At 73.1% G+C, this 18,896-nt stretch carries 15 protein-coding genes and 1 riboswitch; of the genes, 6 read left to right on the top strand and 9 right to left on the bottom strand.

Annotated features, from left to right (window positions below; genetic code table 11):
* Positions 1-48: 48 nt before the first annotated feature.
* Entirely contained in the window at positions 49-861 is an 813-nt protein-coding gene (locus ACGFYV_RS07405) for an HAD family hydrolase (RefSeq protein ID WP_393877408.1), read from the top strand.
* Positions 862-1,006: 145 nt separating this feature from the next.
* On the opposite strand, the gene ACGFYV_RS07410 is transcribed toward ACGFYV_RS07405, so the two are convergent.
* On the bottom strand, positions 1,007-1,495 hold the full coding sequence (locus ACGFYV_RS07410) for a transglycosylase SLT domain-containing protein (RefSeq protein ID WP_393877409.1): 489 nt from the start codon (positions 1,493-1,495) through the stop codon (positions 1,007-1,009).
* A gap of 4 nt (positions 1,496-1,499) precedes the next feature.
* Positions 1,500-1,696: riboswitch (cyclic di-AMP (ydaO/yuaA leader) on the bottom strand.
* A 705-nt stretch (positions 1,697-2,401) separates the two neighbouring features.
* Between ACGFYV_RS07410 and ACGFYV_RS07415 the strand changes: the two genes are divergently transcribed.
* The 4 genes from ACGFYV_RS07415 to ACGFYV_RS07430 all read left to right on the top strand — a co-directional run bounded on the left by ACGFYV_RS07415 (position 2,402) and on the right by ACGFYV_RS07430 (position 7,123).
* Complete coding sequence (locus ACGFYV_RS07415; protein ID WP_393877410.1) at positions 2,402-3,412, top strand: polyprenyl synthetase family protein; 1,011 nt, start codon at positions 2,402-2,404, stop codon at positions 3,410-3,412.
* Between the two features lie 451 nt (positions 3,413-3,863).
* Positions 3,864-5,171 carry an outer membrane lipoprotein carrier protein LolA gene (locus ACGFYV_RS07420; protein ID WP_393877411.1) on the top strand — a complete coding sequence of 436 codons (1,308 nt, stop codon included), beginning with the start codon at positions 3,864-3,866 and terminating at the stop codon, positions 5,169-5,171.
* Between the two features lie 58 nt (positions 5,172-5,229).
* Complete coding sequence (locus tag ACGFYV_RS07425) at positions 5,230-6,231, top strand: ABC transporter ATP-binding protein (protein ID WP_393877412.1); 1,002 nt, start codon at positions 5,230-5,232, stop codon at positions 6,229-6,231.
* Positions 6,218-7,123 (top strand): ABC transporter permease, encoded by a 906-nt coding sequence (locus ACGFYV_RS07430; RefSeq protein ID WP_393877413.1) that lies wholly within the window; start codon positions 6,218-6,220, stop codon positions 7,121-7,123. Before ACGFYV_RS07425 ends, ACGFYV_RS07430 begins: the two co-directional genes overlap by 14 nt.
* Before the next feature lie 101 nt (positions 7,124-7,224).
* Here ACGFYV_RS07430 and ACGFYV_RS07435 read toward each other — a convergent pair whose 3' ends face one another.
* Complete coding sequence (locus ACGFYV_RS07435) at positions 7,225-8,556, bottom strand: hypothetical protein (protein ID WP_393877414.1); 1,332 nt, start codon at positions 8,554-8,556, stop codon at positions 7,225-7,227.
* 144 nt (positions 8,557-8,700) lie between these two features.
* Positions 8,701-11,307 (bottom strand): hypothetical protein, encoded by a 2,607-nt coding sequence (locus tag ACGFYV_RS07440; protein WP_393877415.1) that lies wholly within the window; start codon positions 11,305-11,307, stop codon positions 8,701-8,703.
* Positions 11,308-11,419: 112 nt separating this feature from the next.
* Here ACGFYV_RS07440 and ACGFYV_RS07445 point away from each other — a divergent pair, with 112 nt between their 5' ends.
* Positions 11,420-11,974 (top strand): hypothetical protein, encoded by a 555-nt coding sequence (locus ACGFYV_RS07445; protein ID WP_393877416.1) that lies wholly within the window; start codon positions 11,420-11,422, stop codon positions 11,972-11,974.
* A gap of 17 nt (positions 11,975-11,991) precedes the next feature.
* Here ACGFYV_RS07445 and ACGFYV_RS07450 read toward each other — a convergent pair whose 3' ends face one another.
* Genes ACGFYV_RS07450 through ACGFYV_RS07475 form a run of 6 tightly spaced genes read right to left on the bottom strand, consistent with a single transcriptional unit; the run spans position 11,992 to position 18,665 of the window.
* Positions 11,992-13,125, bottom strand: a complete 1,134-nt coding sequence (locus ACGFYV_RS07450; RefSeq protein WP_393877417.1) for a zeta toxin family protein — start codon at positions 13,123-13,125, stop codon at positions 11,992-11,994.
* Entirely contained in the window at positions 13,122-13,391 is a 270-nt protein-coding gene (locus ACGFYV_RS07455) for a hypothetical protein (RefSeq protein WP_393877418.1), read from the bottom strand. The genes ACGFYV_RS07450 and ACGFYV_RS07455 overlap by 4 nt, the downstream gene beginning before the upstream one ends.
* Before the next feature lie 60 nt (positions 13,392-13,451).
* The gene (locus ACGFYV_RS07460; RefSeq protein ID WP_393877419.1) at positions 13,452-13,925 is read right to left on the bottom strand and encodes a DUF4913 domain-containing protein; all 474 of its coding nucleotides are present in this window, start codon (positions 13,923-13,925) and stop codon (positions 13,452-13,454) included.
* A complete protein-coding gene (locus ACGFYV_RS07465) occupies positions 13,922-15,679 on the bottom strand; it encodes a type IV secretory system conjugative DNA transfer family protein (RefSeq protein ID WP_393877420.1) in 1,758 nt (585 codons plus the stop codon). The genes ACGFYV_RS07460 and ACGFYV_RS07465 overlap by 4 nt, the downstream gene beginning before the upstream one ends.
* Entirely contained in the window at positions 15,676-17,175 is a 1,500-nt protein-coding gene (locus ACGFYV_RS07470) for an ATP/GTP-binding protein (protein WP_393877421.1), read from the bottom strand. The genes ACGFYV_RS07465 and ACGFYV_RS07470 overlap by 4 nt, the downstream gene beginning before the upstream one ends.
* The gene (locus ACGFYV_RS07475) at positions 17,172-18,665 is read right to left on the bottom strand and encodes an SCO6880 family protein (protein WP_393877422.1); all 1,494 of its coding nucleotides are present in this window, start codon (positions 18,663-18,665) and stop codon (positions 17,172-17,174) included. Before ACGFYV_RS07475 ends, ACGFYV_RS07470 begins: the two co-directional genes overlap by 4 nt.
* Between the last annotated feature and the right edge of the window lie 231 nt (positions 18,666-18,896).

Raw genomic sequence — 18,896 nt, forward strand, 5'->3', positions numbered from 1 at the left:
GGGAAGCGCGGGGTGAGTCGAGGGGTGCGCGGTCCGTATTCTCTGGGCATGGCCGCACCTCCCGTATACACATTGATCGCCACCGACCTGGACGGGACGCTGCTGCGCGGCGACGACACCGTCTCCGACCGTTCGCGCGCCGCGCTCGCGCGGGCGGCGCGCGCTGGTGCGCGTCATCTGGTGGTGACGGGGCGCCCGGCCCCTCGGGTACGGCCGCTGCTCGACACCCTCGGCGGCACCGGGCTCGCGGTGTGCGGGCAGGGCGCGCAGGTCTACGACGCCGGGGCCGGCCGGCTGCTGTGGTCGGTCAGGCTGGACCGGGAGCTGGCGGAGGTCGCGCTCGGCAAGATCGAGGCCGAGGTGGGCCAGGTGTACGCGGCCGTCGACCAGGACGGGGTGGACGGGCTCACGCTGATCGAGCCCGGGTACCGGATGCCGCACCCGACCCTGCCCGCCGTGCGGGTCGGCCGGCGCGACGACCTGTGGTGCCAGCCCATCAGCAAGGTGCTGCTGCGCCATCCCGAGCTGTCCGACGACGAGTTGGCGTCGGTCGCGCGCGCGGCGGTGGGCTCGCTCGCGACGGTCACGATGTCGGGGCCGGGGACCGTGGAGCTCCAGCCGTGCGGTGTCACCAAGGCGACGGGGCTCGCGCTGGCCGCCGGGCATCTCGGGGTCCGTGCCGAACAGGCCCTCGCCTTCGGCGACATGCCCAACGACATCCCCATGTTCGACTGGGCCGCCCACGGTGTCGCCATGGCCGGCGCCCATCCGGAACTCAAGGCCGTCGCCGACGAGGTCACGACGTCGAACGAGGACGACGGTGTCGCCGTCGTCCTCGAAAGACTGTTTCCGGCCGGCTGACCAGGGGCTCGTCAGGGCCCCCCGCCGGATGGGTCAGCCGGCCGGATCAGGCCTGTGGGGGTCAGGCCTGCGGGGGCGGGGCCTGTGGGGGGCAGGCCCGCGGGTCAGGCCCGTGGGGGTCAGGCCTGTGGGTGGGGCCGGTGGATCAGTAGGCGCCGAAGACGTTGTCGATCGACCCGTAGCGCGCGGCCGCGTAGTTGCAGGCGGCCGTGATGTTCGCGACCGGGTCGTACGGGTCGAAGGCCGTGCCCGCCACGTGGTACGTGTTGAAGGTCGGGTCGATGACCTGGAGCAGGCCCTTGGACGGGATGCCCTTGGCGGCGTTGGAGTCCCAGAGGTTGATGGCCTTCGGGTTGCCCGACGACTCACGGATGATGTTGCGGTAGATGCCGTTGTACGTGCCCGGGATCTTCTTCTCGCCCATGATCGCGAGCGACTCGCGGATCCAGCCGTCCAGGTTGTTGGGGTACCCGGCGAGCGTGGTGGAGGGCGTGGAGCCGGTCGTGCCCGCGGCCGAGGCGCTGGTGGCGCCGACGATCGGAAGGGCGAGCAGGGCCGCGCCGGTCCCGGCGACGGCGAGCGTGCGGAAGAGGCGGGGCGAGCGGGTGCGGCGGGGCTGAGCGGCAGCGGGCATGTCGTATTCCTCTCCGTCGCCTGCGGGGTGAGCTGTCGGGTTCGGGCGGGGAGGTGCCCGGCCGCGCCGCCAGGCCCGTCGGGCGCTGGAGGTGGTGCGACTTCACCCCTAGCCGTTCCGGTGCGACATGTGCCGACCGGTCCGGCGACTTACCTGGGTCCCCCGCTCCTGCCGTACGAATGAGTTCGTCGAGTGGGTGGTGTCAGACGCGGCAGGATTCGGCGTCCGTCTGACGGCCCGGAACGTATGCGAGAGCACATGTCCGGAACAAGGGGTGGATTCACCTGAAGTGCTAGTTGACCTTGTTCTGCGGCTTTTGGGGCACTTGATCCTTTGCGATCGCCAATCCTCAACTGCCCGGCAGGGCAAGGCGAAAGGGGCGATCGGGCGGGCGGGGTCGCCGAGGGGTGCGAGTGACCCAATTCACGAAACGGCAAAATGCGCAAAAGCGGACATGGGGGATTGGCTGGATTCGCTCTTAATGCGGCCATTAGGGGGTGTCGGTCCACCCGGGCCCGGAACCTCTGGGGAGGCGCCCCTCGTTGAAGAGGGGGGAGACGGCCTCCTGGTTGCCTCCCGGTCCTCTCCGGATCGTCTCCGGGTCGCCTCCGGATCGTCTCCGACTTGTCACCTGGCGGTCCCCGGAGTCGTACTCAGGGGCGTCGAACGCGCGCACGGTCGGCGTGGCGTTCGACGGCGGGGTGCATCGTCCCGTTAAGTCAATAAATGTCCATTCTTATTGGGTGATCAAAAACATAACGGTCATGATCCCGATACCGCCCGGGGTGGACCGGTGGGTGCTATCGGTGATCGAAAGAGGACCGGATACGCTGACTTGAGTGATGGCAGCGACCTATCGACAAACCGTGTAATCGCCAGCAGACACCAGCAGACAGGAGACCCCTCGTGACCGTCGTCGGGCCGTTCGGGCTGAGCGTGCGGGACCAGGCTCTGGAAGCCGATGTCCAGGCCGGATTGGCGGCTGTCGAGGAAGGCTTGCTCGAGGCCACCAAGAGCGAGGTCCCGTTCATCACGGGGGCCGCGCAACACCTGGTACGGGCCGGCGGGAAGCGGTTCCGGCCGCTGCTCGTGATGCTCGCCGCCCAGTTCGGCGACCCCTACGCGCCGCGCGTCGTGCCGTCGGCCGTGGTCGTGGAGCTGACCCACCTGGCCACGCTGTACCACGACGACGTCATGGACGAGGCGGCCGTACGACGTGGTGTGGACAGCGCCAACACCCGCTGGGGCAACTCCGTCGCGGTCCTCACCGGCGACTTCCTCTTCGCCCGCGCCTCCCAGATACTCGCGGACCTCGGCCCCGAGGCGGTCCGTGTCCAGGCCCTCGCGTTCGAGCGGCTGGTCACCGGGCAGATCCTGGAGACCGCCGGTCCCCAGGACGGCCGCGACCCGGTCGAGCACTACCTGGACGTGCTGGGCGGCAAGACGGGCTCCCTGGTCGCGGTGTCCTGCCGGTTCGGCGCGATGATGTCCGGCGCCGACGAGACGGTGATCGACGTGCTCACCCAGTACGGCGAGCGCCTCGGTGTCGCCTTCCAGCTCGCGGACGACGTCCTGGACATCGCCTCCGACTCCCACGAGTCCGGCAAGACCCCGGGCACCGACCTGCGTGAGGGCATCCCCACCCTGCCCGTGCTGCGGCTGCGCGAGCGGACCGCCCGGCTGGGCCTCGCCGAGGACGTCGCCCTGTGTGAGCTGCTCGACTCCGACCTCAGCGACGACACCCTGCACGCGCGTGCGCTGGAGAGCCTGCGCTGCCACCCCGCGCTGGAGCAGGCCCGCCGGGACACCGTCCGGTACGCCGAGGAGGCGCGCGCCGCGCTCTCCCCGCTGCCCGAGGGCTACGCCAAGTCGGCGCTGACCCAGCTCTGCGACGCCGTGGTGCACCGCGCCGGCTAGGACCTGGCGAGCCCCTACGGGGCCCGGGGCGGAGTGCCCCTGCGGACAGCCCCTACGGCTCAGGGCGGGCACAGGGCGGGCTGCTCCCTGCGGGGAGAGCCTCCGAGGCCGCGCGGACAGCCTCTGCGGGCCTCTGCGGCCCGGGGCGGACAGCCCCTGCGCACCGCTCACCGCCCGGCCGGCCGTCTCTCCCGAGCCCCGGCCGCCGCCCCGCCGCACACCACGAGGGCGGCGCCTCCCCCACGACCCCTACGGATCGGGGAGGCGCCGCCCCTCGTGCGTCATACCCCAGGCGTACGCGGACTTGGCTCCGTGGTCTGACGCCTTCGCACGGCGGATTTGGTCTGATGGAAACCACGGACATCCCACTCCTCACCGATTCGGGTGAGAATGGCGGCTCAGGTGGACCAGCGTGAGGACAGCCGCCGCCGACGACGGAGGTAACGCACACATGGCACCGTACGAAACCGACGACGCGACGGGCGCCGCGCCGGACGAGGATCTGCGCTCCGGACGCCGCAAGGCGGCCCGGTACGTCGTCCCGGTCGCGGTGATGGGGGTGGCGGCGGCCACGATCGGGCTGGTCCCGGCGCTCGCCGACTCCGGTGACCCCAACCTGCCCAAGATCACCGCACAGCAGCTCATCCAGAAGATCGCCGCGTCGGACGTCCAGGAACTGTCCGGCACGGTGAAGGTCAGCACCGACCTCGGCCTGCCGGACCTCGGCGGCCTGGAGAGCAGCCTCGTGTCCGGTGCGGCCCAGGGCGGCCGGGGCGGCTCGTCCGCGGACCCGAAGGCCAAGCTCACCGAGCTGGTCACCGGCACGCACACCCTGCGCGTGGCCGCCGACGGCCCCGACCGGCAGAAGCTCTCCCTGCTGGAGAGCGGCGCCGAGTACAGCCTGATCCACAACGGCAAGGACGTGTGGGGCTACGACAGCAAGAGCAACGAGGTCTTCCACGGCACCGCCGGCGAATCCGGCGGGAAGGACCGCGCCGAGGAGCCGCCGGCCACGCCCAAGGACTTCGCCGACGAGGCCCTGAAGGCGGTCGACGACACCACGTCCGTGACGGTCGACGGCACCGCCCAGGTCGCCGGGCGCGACGCCTACAAGCTGCAGATCAAGCCCAAGCAGTCCGGCACCACGGTCGGCGCGATCAACATCGCGGTGGACGCGAGGACCGGGATGCCGCTGAAGTTCACGCTGACCCCGAGGAGCGGCGGCGCCGCCGTGCTCGACGCGGGCTTCACGCAGGTCTCCTTCGCCCGCCCGGCCGCCTCCACCTTCGCCTTCACCCCGCCCAAGGGCGCGAAGGTCACCGAGCAGCAGAAGGACGGGTCGAAGGACGGGTCGAAGGCCGGGGAGCACGCACCGGAGCACGGCACGAAGCCTGGTTCGCAGCACGGCATGAAACCCGGTTCGCAGCACGGTACGAAGCCCGGCTCGGGTCCCGGTGGGGGCTTCGGCCGCGGCGGGGAGGGCGGCAAGGTCATCGGCAAGGGCTGGACGGCCATAGCCACCTTCGACACCGGCGCCAAGGGCGGCCTGCCGTCCGGCACCTCGGGCCCGTCCGGCTCCCCGGGCGGTGACCTCGGCGGCTTCCTCGGCTCGCTCGGCGACCACGTGTCCGGCAAGTTCGGCAAGGGCACGGTCTTCTCCACCCGCCTGGTCAACGCTCTGATCACCGACGACGGCAAGGTGTACGTCGGCGCGGTGACCAAGGACGCGCTGGTGAAGGCGGCGAACGAAGGGAAGTGACCCTTCCGGGGCCGCCAGGTCCTTACCGTCCGGACCACGACGAGTCGAAGGGGAGCCGATGGACGAACCGTCCGCCGCGCAGCAGGGTGAACCGTCCGCCACACAGCAGGGCGGCCCGTGGGACGACGCGGCGAGTGTCATCGCCACGCACGGCCTCACCAAGCGCTACCGCGGCGGACAGCTCGCCGTCGACGGTCTCGACCTGACCGTCCCGGCGGGCAGCGTCTTCGGCTTCCTCGGCCCGAACGGCTCCGGAAAGACCACCACCATCCGCATGCTGATGGGCCTGATCGAGCCCACCGCGGGCACGGCCCGGGTCCTGGGCCGCCCCATGCCCCGGGCGGCCCGGCAGGTCCTCCCCGAGGTCGGCGCCCTCATCGAGGGCCCGGCCCTGTACGGCTTCCTCTCCGGCCGGGACAACCTGCTGCGCTACGACTGCGCCGACCCGACCGCCGACCCCCGCACCCGGCGCGCCCGGGTCGCCGCCGCACTGGACCGGGTGGGCCTCGCGGCGGCGGCGGGCAAGAAGGCGAGGGCGTACTCGCTCGGCATGAAACAGCGCCTCGGTCTGGCCGCCGCGCTGCTCCGGCCGCGCCGGCTGCTCGTGCTGGACGAGCCCACCAACGGGCTCGACCCGCAGGGCATGCGGGAGATCCGTACCCTCGTCCGCGAACTGGCGTCCGATGGCACGACCGTCTTCCTGTCCTCGCACCTCCTCGACGAGATCGAGCAGGTGTGCACGCACGTGGCGGTGATGACACAGGGCCGGCTCGTCACCCAGGGCCCGGTGGCCGACCTGGCCGCCGGGGCGCGCGGCCGTCTGGTCGTGACCACTCCGGACGCGGGTGAGGCGGCCCGCGTGCTGAAGGAACAGGGCGTCGCGGACGTCACCGTGGACGGCGACCGGGTCAGTGCCGAGCCGCCCGCCCAGGACCTCGCCGAGGTGAACGCGGCGCTGGTCGGCGCGGGCGTCCGGGTGCGGGGCTTCACGCTCGAACGGGCCTCCCTGGAGGACGCGTTCGTGGCACTGACAGGGGAGGGCTTCGATGTCGCGGGCTGAGACGCGTCAGGCACCGGCCGCACCCGCACCCGCACCCGGCCGGGCCCGGCCGAATCCGCTGTGGACCTTCGGGCTGCTGCGCAGCGAACTCGTCATCACCGTCCGCCGCTGGCGCACCCTCGCACTGCTCGGGGTGCTGGCGGCGGTGCCGGTGCTGGTCGGGATCGCGGTCAAGATCGAGACAGGGGACGGTTCGACGGCCGGCGGGGGCGGCGGCGAGGGCCCCGCCTTCATCGCGCAGATCACCAACAACGGGCTGTTCCTGGTATTCACGGCGCTCGCCGCCACCCTGCCGTTCTTCCTGCCGATGGCGGTCGGTGTCGTCGCCGGTGACGCGATAGCGGGCGAGGCGAGTTCCGGCACCCTGCGCTATCTGCTGGTCGCCCCCGCCGGCCGTACCCGGCTGCTGCTCACCAAGTACACGACGGTGATGGCGTTCTGCGTGCTGGCCACGCTCGTCGTGGCCGGCTCCGCACTGCTCGTCGGGGCGCTGCTGTTCCCGCTCGGCGACCTCACCACCATCTCCGGCACCCGGATCAGCTTCGCCGAGGGGCTGGGCCGGGCCCTGCTGATCGCCCTGGTCGTGGCCGCCTCACTGCTCGGCATCGCCGCTCTCGGCCTGTTCGTGTCGACCCTGACCAACAGCGGCATCGCGGCGATGGCGACCACCATCGGCCTGCTGATCACCGTCCAGATCCTCGACCAGATCCCGCAACTGCACGCGCTCCAGCCGTACTTCTTCTCCCACTACTGGCTGTCCTTCGCCGACCTGATGCGTGCCCCGGTCTACTGGGACGACCTGGTGAAGAACCTCGGCCTGCAGGCGCTGTACGCGGCGGTGTTCGGTTCGGCGGCGTGGGCGAGGTTCACGGCGAAGGACATCAGCGCCTAGGGAGTGTCGTTTGGATCAGGCCGGCCGGGACCGACGGTTCGGCCCGGCGCCCTCAGCCCTCAGCCCTCAGCCCTCAGCGCTCAGCGCTCAGCCCTCAACCCTCACCGCTTCATCCGCACCGAGAGGCGCAGCCCCCTGCCGTTCTCCCGCTGGGTGAACACGGCCGCGCCGGTCAGCGTCGCCAGGGGGGCCAGGGTGCCCGCGGTCAGGGCCTTCGGGGTGTTCGAGCCCGCCGGCACCTCGATGACGGGCTTGCCGGCGGAGTCGTCGTCGGTCGTCCCGTAGGCGGTGCCGTCGTCGGCGAGGGCGAGGATCTCGACGGCGCGGCGGCTGTCGTCGCCTGCCAGGCACTGGGCCGTGCCCTTCTTGACGTCGAAGACGATCGGCCCGTAGGCCAGGTAGGTGCCGTTCGGTGACGCCACGGCCCGGTGCGTGTGGTCGTTCGGGTCGCTGTCGCACGTCGTGCTCGCCAGCAGCCGGCCGCTGTTCAGATCGTGCGCGGACCAGATGCGGGGCTTGGAGTCGTCGGTGTCGTCGGCCTGCTGCCAGTCGGCGACGAGCACGCCGCCGCGGACGCCCTCGACCGTGCCGCCCGCGTCACCCGCCACGCCCTTCGGCGCGACGCCCTTCCCGGTCCAGCCGCCGGGCACGGACGGGCCGTCGGGCTTGCCCGACACGACGGGGCCCTTCGGGGTGACGGCGTCGACCGTGCAGTCGGCGCAGCCGGGGAGCGGGGGAGTGTCCCCGTCGTACCGCGTGACCGAGCCGGTCGCCGCGTCGACGGCCACGCTCTGCTCGCCGGCGGACTCCCACCGGACCAGCAGCCCGTTCCCGCTGTCCCGGACGTCGACGTAGCCCGAGCGCAGGTGGTCGTCGGGCACGGACAGCTGGTGCAGCGGCTTGACGGAGCTGCCGGAGGCGTCCGCCGGGTAGATGGTGACCTGGGTGACCTCCTTGGTCGTGCTCAGGGCGTCGTCCGGCGCGCCGACCGCCCAGGCGGCGAAGTAGGTGCGGCCGCCCTGCCGAACCGCGGTCAGCCCCGGCGTGTTCATGGCCCAGCGGGCCTCCGGGTCCTCCACGGCCGGCGTCCGGTACGACGCACTCGTCCACCGCACCTTGCCCGTCGCGCCGTCACGGGCCTGGACCGCGTACCCGGAGCCGGACCGGACGATGGAGGCGACCGTCTCGCCGTCCGTCGCCACCGGAGCCGTGGCGGCGTCCTCGGGCACCCAGTCGATCTCCTGGTCCCAGCCCTTGGCGCCGTCGTACGCGGCGGGCACGGCGAGCTTCACGGCCGAGGCGCCCGTACCGGAGCCCTGATGCCCGCTGCCGCCGGATCCCGAACCGCCGCCGTCGCCGCCGCCCGATCCGCATCCGGCGAGCAGCGCCCCGACCAGTGCTGTCGTCGCCATGGTCATCCGCTTGCTGTGCACGTGCTGATCCCTCCGAGTGGGTCGTGATGCGTGATGGGCGTGCGGGGCCGCGCCGGACTCCTGCCGGCGGGCCCTCTTCCGGACGGTCACCTTCGGTCCGTGTGCCGGATGGTCACCTTCGGGTCCTCTTCCGGACGGTCATCGTCACCTTCCCGCGCCGCGCCCGCCGTTCCCGGGCTGCGGCGGGCGGGGGATGCGGGCCGTCTGCGGCGTGGAGGAGGTCGCGGGGGACTGGCCGGGGCGAGGGCCCGGAACGGACGGGCCGCGGGAGGAGCGGATGGCGGCGGCGCCGCCCAGCGGGTTCGTCGACCGGGTGGCGCCGGGGCCGCCGGGTCCGCCCGCCGGTGCCGTGGAGGGGGTGACCGCGGTGGGCCTGAGCCAGCCCTCGGGCACCGTGCCGTGCAGCTGCACGCTCCCCTGGGCGCGGGCCGTCGCGAGCTGGGAGGCCTGCCAGGCGGTCGGGGCGAAGCCCGGGGCCGCGTTGCCGGTCTGGGCAGGCACCAGCCGCCCGTTCATCGCCGCGAGCGCCCGCTGCGTGTCGGGCGGGAACACGTCACGGGGCAGGGTCCGGGAGGCCGCGCCGGTCACCTCGACCCGGACCCGCTGCCCGCCCGACTCGAACGTGAGCCCGTACCCCAGGTACTGGCGGTCCTGGTCGAACATGAGGTCCCCCCGGACCTGGCCGCCCGCGGCCCTGGTCCGGTCGCCCAGCTCCTGCACCGCCTGGGGCAGGGGCGAGGTACGGCCGAGGCAGCCGACGTACCCCTCCGCCTCCGCGCCGGCCGCGCGGAACCGCGGCCGGCCGTCCGGCCCGTCGACCATCTCGACGGCGCCGACGCGGTTGCCGCGGTCGATGGCGATGGTGAGCCGGCCGTCACCGCCGTACTCGGTGGCGAAGCGCTCGCGCATCGCGGTGAACTGGACCTGGTTCTCCAGAGCCGGCGGCAGGTTCGGGCCGATGATCGTCACCCGGGCCGCCGGGTCGGCCTCCAGGATGATCTCGGCATTGGCCACACCGGTGCCGCCCGCGCCCGCGACGACCCACGTCTTGGGGGCGCCCTCGGCATGCGGGTCGAAGCGGTTCTCGGCGATCTCGTCACCGATGAAGATCCGGCCCGGCGCCTGTGCCCTCGCCTGCTCCCACTGGGCCGTGGCGTCGAGCGTCTGCAGGGCACCGCGCGCCTCGGGGTCGGCCCGCAGGGAGTCCAGCCGCCCCCCGTCCTGGAGCGCTTGAAGCGTCTCCTGGGCGGTGGTGGCGCCGGCGAGGCGCGGGAGCACCGGATCGTCGGCCTCCAGCCGCTCGCCGAGGGCGTCGACGGCCTCGCGCAGGTTCTGCACACCCCGGTCGACACCCGGCACCATCTCCGGCGGCAGACCGGTGGCGATGGTCGGCGCGCCCTCGACCCTGACGTACAGGTCCTGCGTGCCGTCGGCCGGGGACCCGTTGGGACGTATCTGGGCGTACAGCTGACCGTCCTCGGCGGCGATCAGACGGGCCTGTCCGTCGACCACCGGGCCGCGCACGGCGAGCGTGTCCTCCCACAGCCGCACCGCGTCGCGCGGAACCCTGCTGGTGGCGTCCCCGAACTGATGGGCGTCCCCCAGGCCGGTCAGCCGCATGTCACGCACCTGGTCGGCGGACTGCACGATGCCCTCGCCGGGGTCCAGGTGCCAGCGGCCCCGCGCGTCGACGAGGAGGGCGTCCGGATCGCGTCCGACGAGGCTGGCGCCACCGCCGATGACGATCTTGCGGGACGGCCACTGCCCCGTCGCCGTGGCCTCCGCGCGCAGCTGCTCCACCGTGGTCCGGCTCGCCGCGGTGCGCGCCTCGGCGGCCTGGGCCGCGGCGGCGGCCAGCTCCGCCCGGGGGATGGGGGAGCCGTCCGGGCGCAGGCCCGGCATGAGGTGGGCGCCCTGCGCGCCCAGCCCCGGCTGGACGGCCGGCTGCGCCTGCGCGGCGCGCGTGCGGAAGCCCTGGAGGGCGCGGGCGTCGGACGCGGACAACTGCTCGACGGGCCGCGCGAGTTGTCCCACGGCGTCCATGGCCAGGGGGGTCAGGTGCTGGTCGGCGAGACGGAGCCGGAGTTCCGCGCTGTGCAGCTCCAGGGTGTGCGCCGGGGCGTTCTGGGCCGGGGACAGCGGACGCAGGCCCGTGTGGTCGAGGAGGGCGGAGAACTCGTTGCGCGCCTCCGTGCGCTGGGACAGCCCGAGGCTCGCGTCGTGCATGCGGGCGGCCAGGTAGTTCAGCTCGCCCACCCGCCCCCGGTCCTCCTCGGAGAGGGCGAACCGGTCGGACGTCAGGGGGCCGCGCGTCAGGGCGTCCCCGCGGACCCGTTCGGCACCCGAGGCCGCGCGGTCGCGCACGGCCAGCATCTCGCCGACCTCGTGGCTCAGGGCCCGGCCGACCTGCTGCGGGTCCATACGGTCGGACAGCTGCACGACGTGGTTGTCCGACGTCGTGTTGACGTACGTCCGGGCGATCACCCCCGACGGCAGCGGCACCGCGTCCAGTGTCACGGTCAGGGTGGCGCCCCGGTCGTCGGTCAGCACGAACCGGCGGTCGTCGCCGTCCGGTTGCTCGATCGAGCGCAGCCGGTCCCCGTACAGGCTCTGCACGACCATGGGCAGGGTGTTCTCGGCCTGCGCGACGATCGCGGCCTGGTCGGTGCCCGCGGCGGACGCTGTGGACGAGGCGGACGCGGCGGACATAGCGGTGAAGCGGCTGCCCGCGACATCGGTCGCGGTGATCACGTCCGGTTCCTGAGGCAGGCCGGGCCGGGACCGGTCGGTCCCGCGGTCATTCGGGTCCTGTTCCACTGGTGCTCTCCCCCTCCGCGTGCCGTACAGCACGTAGGATCCTTCCATGTTGACCGCCCGCTCGATGCAAGAAGCGCACCTCTACATGGACCTGCACACCTGCGACTGCGGGGCCGGGAACTTCGAGCGCGCGCACCGTCTGGAGCAGCGCGACGGTGTGATGGTCGCCGTGTTCGAGGGCGTGTGCGGGCAGTGCGGGCGTCCGCGCCGCTTCGAGTTCCGGATGGCCGACGAACTTCCCCCGGCGCCACCGGCGTTCGGCGGCCCCGAGCCCTCGCGGATCATCGACCCGGGCGAGTTCATGTGGGTCAGTGACGAGGTGGGGACGGACGCGGGCATCCGCCTGCTCAACACCCCGCCCGCCGAGCAGGGCCGGCACCGTGCGACGGCCGCCTACGCCTTCGCCGCGCTGGAGGAGGTCGCCAAGTTCCTCCCCGCCGGCGCCGACCGGATCCCCGAGGAACTGATCACCTCGGACCGGGGCCGTGAGACGTACCGGAAGAACCCGAGCCGCTTCGAGCGCGCCAGGCTGCTGGACCGCCTGGAGCGCGACCGGCGCATCCTCGACGGCATCGACCACTTCAGCCCTCCGCAGCGGTAACCGTCCCGTCAACCGCCTCATCGCGTCCGGGGTTTCCCGGCCGACGGGGGCGGTACGACCGGAGCCTTGGCCCCGGGAGTCGTCGTCCGCGCCGCCGACGCACCCGGCCCTGCCCCCGTCCCCGTGCCCACTCCCTTGCCCGTCCCTGTCCCGGTTCCCGTGGCCGACGGCGACCGCAGCCGCCCCGCCGCCGCGATGCGCACCACGGCGTCCCCCTGCTGGAAGCTCTGAGCGGCGGTTCCGGGCGTGCTCGCGCGTGCCGGGAAGGTGCCGCGGTCCGAGGTGATCAGGCCGGTCGCCAGGCCGCCCGAGACCAGTTTCTCCGCGTTCTCGCGGCCGATCGAGTGACCCCGGCCCGTCGTGCTGCGCGCGTACAGGTCCTGGATCAGCCCCTCGGGAGCCATCCGGCCGCCGTACCAGTCCCGCCCCGCGTCGAACGCGGCCCTTCCGTGCTGCCAGCGGCCCGCGTTCTGCGCGAGGCACTGGTCGAGCGGTACCTCGACGGACAGCAGGACCCGCTTGTCGTAGCCGTCGGCGCGCAGGTCGCCGAGCAGCTTCACGTTCCAGTGCTGGTCGCGCAGGGTGGCGTCGTAGAGCAGGTTGTACCCCTCGGCGCGCGCCCACTGCTCGAACACGCCCTGCAGATAGGCGGATTCGCGGTGGGTGAGCGAGGCCGTCTCGGACGGCGACAGGCGCAGCCCTCCGGGCAACTCATAGGCGGAGGGCGGCAGTTCAGGTCCGCCGCCGTGCTCGAACAGGGCGACCTTGAACTCGTCCGGGTCGAGGACGACGTAGTCGCGTACGTCGATGCCGTGCACCCCGGCCAGTGCGCGCCCCAGTTCGTCGTCGCGGCCCTGCCACTCGGCGAGCCCGCGCAGCGCGCCGCCCTTTCCGGCGCCGGGCGCCCCCGCGGTCAGCAGGGCCGCGTGACCGTCACGGGGCAGGCCGGCGCGCCGCTGCCTGAAGTCCTCCAGGATCGCGGCGTGCAGCAGTTCGCGCCCCGGCTCCCACAGGACGCCGCGCCGGTATTGGCCGAAGGTGTCGTGGTCGCCCGGCGAGAGGTCGCCGCCCGGACCCATGCGCCGCTGCAGCTCGCGGTAGAGCCCCTGGTACTCGGGGCTCAGTGCGGCTTCCGGCCTGGCGGGGGTCATGTCCGGCGGTCCAGTCTGCGCTGGATCTCCTCCACGTCCTGCCGGGTCAGCTGCCCGAGCAGACGCGCGGCCGAGACCACGGACATCGTGTTGTCCTGATGGGTGGGCTCGGGGTGGCCCGGGTCCAAGTCCTCGGGTTCGAAAGGCCAGTTCGCCACGGTGGCGAGCATCTCCTCGCGCGAAACCCCGCCGGCCGCGTACCGGCCGAGATAGGCGCGCAGGGAGGGGCTGGTGCGGTGTTCCTCGTTCATGACGTCCTCGTCCATCGGAGGCTGACTGCGTACGGACCCGGGCCCACCGGAGGCCGGCCGGGTACGGACCCGGGTCTACCAGAGACTGACCTCGTACGGGTCCGGATGGTCGGAGTCGGTGCCGGTGCCGGTGCCCGTGTCGCCGCCGGCGACCGGGCCGTCGTACGGTTCCACGACCGGGGCGGTCTTCGCCCGGTGGCTGCCCTCCTTGCAGCCGGCGAACGGGCCCGAGGGCGACCGCAGTTCGGCCAGCGCCGGGCCGAGATGGTCGCGCTGCCACACCGAGGGGCCCGAGGCGCCCGCCTCCGCGCCGGTGTACTCCTGCCAGGCGAGCCACAGGGCGTGCAGCCGGGCGATCGCCTCCAGGTGCTCCCACCAGCGGGGGCACCAGGGCTGCTGGGAGGTGGTCTCGCGGCCGTAGAGGGGCAGCAGCAGGTCCGAGACCCAGGTGGTGAGGTTGCGCAGCTCGTCGAGGTATTCGTCGCCGTCCATGTAGAAGATGAACGGCGGCCGGTCGGAGTGCTCCTGGGGCAGGGCGGACTCGGTCATCGGAACGCTTTCTGTGCGGCGCGGGCGGTGATGGCCTTCACCTCGGCCTGGGCGGCGGCCTGGATGCGGTCGGCGCCGGGCTCGGCGTACCAGGGGCGCAGCCGGACCAGGGCCGGCTTGACGCCGGTGGCCAGGAGGAGGGCGGTGCCCTTGGGGAGGGCGCGGATGCGGTCGGCGGGCAGGATGCGCTCCAGGCGGTAGGAGGTGGAGCGGGAGCGGCCGTCCTTGCTCCTGGAGTAGCTGACCGTGGAGACGTCGTGCTCGCCCACCAGCCGGGAGACCTTCTCGACGAAGTCCGCGTCGTCAAGGCCGGCGCCCAGCAGCTTGATGGTGGCCGCTCCCCACAGGGCGTCCATGCCTGGCTCGCCCCAGACACGTACGCCCTGCCGGTAACTCTGCAGCAGCGTCACGATGTTGATGCCGCGCGAGCCGAGGTGGGAGTAGAGGTCGGGCAGGTCGGAGATGCGGCAGACGTTGGCGGCCTCGTCGAGGACCGCCGTCATCGGCGGGTCGAGACGGCCGCCCATGCGCTCGGCGGCGACGACGCCCGCCCGCAGCACCGAGTCCGCCGCCGCCGCGATGACGCCCGCCGCCGAACCGCCGCCGTCCTTGGACAGCAGGTACAGCGTGTCCTTGGTCAGGACGTGCCGCTCCGGCCGGAACTGCGGCATCCGCGGATCCGGGGTCACCCAGGCGGCGATGGCCGGGTCGAGGAGGCAGGCCACGCACTGGCGGGCCGTCTCGTAGATGCCGTCGCGCGTCTCGACGGCGCCCTGGACCGTGCCCTGCAACTGGTCGGCGAGCGCCGGCATGGCCGCGTCGCGCAGCAGGTCGACCGGGGTGCGGTCGGCAGGGTCGGCGAGCCAGCCCAGCACCTCGCCGATCCCCCGCCCGCCCCGGTTGGCGGCGTGGAAGAGGGCGGTGAGGGTGTTCTGCGCCGCCGAGATCCAGAAGTCCCGCTTGGACGCGTCGTCGTTGACCGCGCCGACGAAGTGGCCGGCCAGCCGCCGGGCCCCCTCGATGGTGGCGGCGTCGGCGAGCATGTCCCACCACATCGCGCGCTCGCTGTGCGCGATGCCCTGCGGGTCGAACACCCAGACCTGGCCGGTGCGTTCGCGCTCGGCGCGGGTCACGCTGTAGACGTCGGACTTGTTGGAGGTCAGCAGCACGCTGCCCTGGGCGCGCAGCACGCGCGGTACGGCGATGCCGGTGGACTTGCCGGCGCGCGGGGCCATCAGGTCCAGCTCCACGTCCTCGTAACTGGAGCGCAGCTCGGGGCCGTTCGGTTCGAGGTTGCCGAGCAGGTTGCCGGTCTCGTCCGGCTGCAGCCTGGCCGCCTTGGACAGGGACGGGCGCAGGGAGCGGGCCCGGTCGGCGGCACCCTTGGGCAGCATGCCGGCCAGTTCCTTGCGCCCGGCGAGGCCCTCGGTGCGGTTCGTACGGCCCCGGACCAGGATGACCAGGACGACGACCAGGGCGACGAACACACCGAAGACCGTGGCCATGCCGGCGGTCACCATGCCGCTCGACGCGCTGGGCCACAGGGCCCCGGGGCCGTCCTGGAGCAGGGTCCTCAGCGTCTTCAGGGAGAACGGCGGCGGGTTCCAGCCCGCGCCGCCCGCCGCCGCGCCCAGCGTGCCGCCGAGCCAGGCGCCGGCGAACACACCGCCGACGAGGACGGCGACGCCCGGGATGATCCAGGGCAGCAGATCGTCCCCGGCGGAATGGCCCTTGCGCGCGGGGCGTGTACTCATTGCGGCGACCCCTCCCTCTGCTTCGCGAGGTTCAGTCCGTTGCCCGTCCAGCGGTTGTTGGTGTTGTGCAGGTTGCGTTCCGTGTCGGTGATGGACACCTTGATCGGGATGCCGGGACGGCCACCCACCTTGATCAGGAAGCGCCCTCGGCCGGGCGGCTCCTCGTGCCCTCCGCTGCTGGCCCAGCCGGGCGGCGAGGACCAGGACGAGACCAGCTCGATCTCCCGCTCCGACATGCCGACGATCTCGCCCAGCTCCCGCATCTCGGTGCGCGGCAGGCCGGCGCACACGACCATGCCGGCGCGCTCCACGAAACCGCGCGCCTTCGCCCGGTCGGCCTCGCTGCCGAGCGCCTCGGCGTCCTTGAGCGTGTGCGTGATCTTGGCGTCGCCGAGGCCGAGGGAGCGGTTGAGCCGGGTCAGGGCGTCGATCCGCTCGACGATGCCGGACGCGGCGCGCAGCGGGCGCCACAGCTCGTCCAGGACAGTGAAGAACCAGCGCTGCGGGGCGAGTCCGGCGTCCGCGAGGGCGTGCGCGGCGGACACCGTGCCGAGGCCGTCGGACCAGGCGGCCAGCATCGCCGCGGCGGTCAGCTGGGTGTCGGCCTCGCCGATGCGGGAGATGTCCACGCACACCGCGGGGGAGGCCGGGTCGATCCTGGTCGACGTCTCGGAGGCGAACGTGTCGCCCAGGGGGCCGTCCAGCACACCGAGGAGGGAGCGGTGCAGTGGGTCGACGGCCTCCCGGTAGCGCGCCATGTCACCGCGGTCCAGGGTCACGGCCCGCACCCGGTCGGGCCCTTCGTCCAGCACGCGCAGCAGGTCGGGCAGCAGCGGCGCCCGGCCCTTCTCGGTGCGCTCCGTCAGATGGTGCAGACAGGCCGAGAGCACCGACTGCTCGTGGTCGTCCATCGGCCGGCCGCGCACGATCGTGATCAGCGCGGCGACCATGTTGAGGACACGGCCGTGCGCCTCCGCCGCCAGCACCCGCCCGGCGTCCCCGCCGATCCGCGCCGCGGCCTGACCCATCGCGCCGGGGTCGAGCACGTTGATGCCGCCGACCCCGCGCCCGATGGAGATCACCTGGCCGCCGAGGGCCCGCACGGTGTCCGCGTAGTCGGGCTTCAGGTCGCCGAGCACCAGCGGCGTGATGCCGGTCGCCGACAGGCCGATCAGGATCCGGTTGATCAGCGTCGACTTGCCGAGGCCCGGCATGCCGAGCATGAACAGGGACGGGTTGGAGATGTACCGGGCCCGGGTGAACCAGGAGATCGGGTCGCCGCACACGGTGGCACCGGTGTGCAGGTGCTGGCCGAGCGGCACGCCCGTCATCGGGGCGCCCGAACCGGCCGCGAACGGCCACAGGCCGCACGCCTGCACGGTGGTCGCCCGCCACATCGTGGGCGGGTCGAGATGGCCGACCTGGCCGCCGCCCGGCCCGTACCAGCCCCTCGGCGGGGCCACGGCCGGGCGCTGCGGACGCTGCTTGCCGCTCACAGGGCCTCCCTGATCTGGTACGGGACGAGGGTGTGCTCCCAGGGCAGGATGCCGACCGGGAGGGTGCAGCTGAACGCGGACGCCTGCATGCGGTCGGCCGGGCGCATCAGGATGCGCGAGGACGCCTGGAGGTTGCGGACGGTGATCGCCGCGTCGTGCAGTTCCTGCTCGTTGTCGACGGTGACCGTCACCATCATCGAGAACTCGACCAGACCGGCGCCGGACGCCTCCTCGGCCGCGGTCTGCTCGGCCGCCCGGATCTCGGAGCTGGCGCGGGCCTGGACCAGGCCGCCGCGTGACGAGGCCATGAAGTGGGCGGCGCGGCGGTCGGCCTCCACGATCCGGGCGGAGGTCGCCGGGTCGATCGGCCGGTAGACGAGCGAGACCCGCTTGCGGCGGGTGCCGGGCGCCGGTTCGAGCAGCCCGCGCAGCACACCGGAGCGGACGGTGCCGCGGGGCGCGAGGGTCAGCATCCAGGTGCGGGAGACGCCCGAGTCGTGCTTGTACGCGGTGACGGTCTCGACGGCGGCGGCCGGTCCCGCGTCGACCCACTCCACACCGGTGGTGTTCTGCTCCGCGCGCACGCTGAGCACGTCGGGCGCCACGGCCGGGTCGAAGGCGACCCGTACGACCTCGGCGATGCGCTCGGCGGACAGCGGGGACGCCGATCCGCCGCCCGCCGCGACCAGCCCGGTCAGCAGCCCGGGAAGCCGCATGGACAGGTCGGTGATGACGTCGTCGATCTCCCGCTTGGGGCCGCCGGAGGGGCCGTAGGTGAGCGCGATGTACGTGTGCATCTCCGAGGACGCGGTCGGGTAGCGCTCGACGACCTCCTCCATCACGGCGCGGGCCGCGGCGGGCGCGTCGGGGGAGATGCGGGGCAGGACCTCGGCGGCGAGCCGGGTGCCGGTGTCGGGCGCGGTCTCGACGACGACCTGGGCGCCGCGCAGCCCGGGTTCGTGGGCGAGCCGGGACAGCCAGTCGCCCCAGGACGCCACCCAGATGTCGACCTGCTGGGGATCGACCAGGGAACCGCCGTCGGGTTCGCAGGCCAGGACCAGGGTGTACAGGTTGCGGCCCGGGTGGTGGATCACGCCGAACGGGCGGTCGTACGCGTCGCGGCCCTCGTACATCTTGGTGCGGGCGAGCAGTCCGGGCGGCTGGAACCGGCCGCCGGGGCGCCGGGACAGGGGGCCGGAGATGTAGGTGGTCGAGCCGTCCGCCTTGCGCTTCATCCAGCCGATGCGCAGGGCCAGGATCTGGTAGACGTTGCGGCCGTCCGCCGTGCGCAGCGCCAGCGGGGCCAGGCACAGGGCGGTCGGGACCAGGACGACGATGGCCGCCGCCAGGGAGACCAGCGACGCCAGCAGCGCCACGAGGAGACCGCCGAAGGCGACGACGGTTCCGAGAAGCCCCAGAGGACCGAGGCCGGGACGGCGCGGGCGTCGCCAGTTCCCGTAGGTGGGACGCGTCATGGCGTCGGAGGACATGGGGTTCTTCCTTCTTCCGGTCTGCCGACTTCAGCGTGGGGGTGAGGTGAGGTGAGGTGAGGTGAGGTGAGGTGGGTGGGGTGCGGGTGCGGGTGAGGCGGGGGCGGGGGGGCCGGGCCGGGGGGGGGGGCCCCCCCCCCCCGCGGGGCCCCACCCCCCCCCCCCCCGGAGAACCCCCCAAAACCCAGGGTAGAACCACAACAAACAACCCCCCACCCCCGCAAAAAATCT

Origin of the sequence: Streptomyces sp. NPDC048297 (assembly GCF_043201585.1) — a bacterium.
Classification (GTDB): domain Bacteria; phylum Actinomycetota; class Actinomycetes; order Streptomycetales; family Streptomycetaceae; genus Streptomyces.

Excerpts from the sequence above, each read along its gene's own strand:
- ACGFYV_RS07405 (WP_393877408.1), top strand. The coding sequence starts at position 49 with ATGGCCGCACCTCCCGTATACACATTGATCGCCACCGACCTGGACGGG.
- ACGFYV_RS07410 (WP_393877409.1), bottom strand. The coding sequence starts at position 1,495 with ATGCCCGCTGCCGCTCAGCCCCGCCGCACCCGCTCGCCCCGCCTCTTC.
- ACGFYV_RS07420 (WP_393877411.1), top strand. The coding sequence starts at position 3,864 with ATGGCACCGTACGAAACCGACGACGCGACGGGCGCCGCGCCGGACGAG.
- ACGFYV_RS07425 (WP_393877412.1), top strand. The coding sequence starts at position 5,230 with ATGGACGAACCGTCCGCCGCGCAGCAGGGTGAACCGTCCGCCACACAG.
- ACGFYV_RS07430 (WP_393877413.1), top strand. The coding sequence starts at position 6,218 with ATGTCGCGGGCTGAGACGCGTCAGGCACCGGCCGCACCCGCACCCGCA.
- ACGFYV_RS07445 (WP_393877416.1), top strand. The coding sequence starts at position 11,420 with ATGTTGACCGCCCGCTCGATGCAAGAAGCGCACCTCTACATGGACCTG.
- ACGFYV_RS07450 (WP_393877417.1), bottom strand. The coding sequence starts at position 13,125 with ATGACCCCCGCCAGGCCGGAAGCCGCACTGAGCCCCGAGTACCAGGGG.
- ACGFYV_RS07455 (WP_393877418.1), bottom strand. The coding sequence starts at position 13,391 with ATGGACGAGGACGTCATGAACGAGGAACACCGCACCAGCCCCTCCCTG.
- ACGFYV_RS07460 (WP_393877419.1), bottom strand. The coding sequence starts at position 13,925 with ATGACCGAGTCCGCCCTGCCCCAGGAGCACTCCGACCGGCCGCCGTTC.
- ACGFYV_RS07465 (WP_393877420.1), bottom strand. The coding sequence starts at position 15,679 with ATGAGTACACGCCCCGCGCGCAAGGGCCATTCCGCCGGGGACGATCTG.
- ACGFYV_RS07475 (WP_393877422.1), bottom strand. The coding sequence starts at position 18,665 with ATGTCCTCCGACGCCATGACGCGTCCCACCTACGGGAACTGGCGACGC.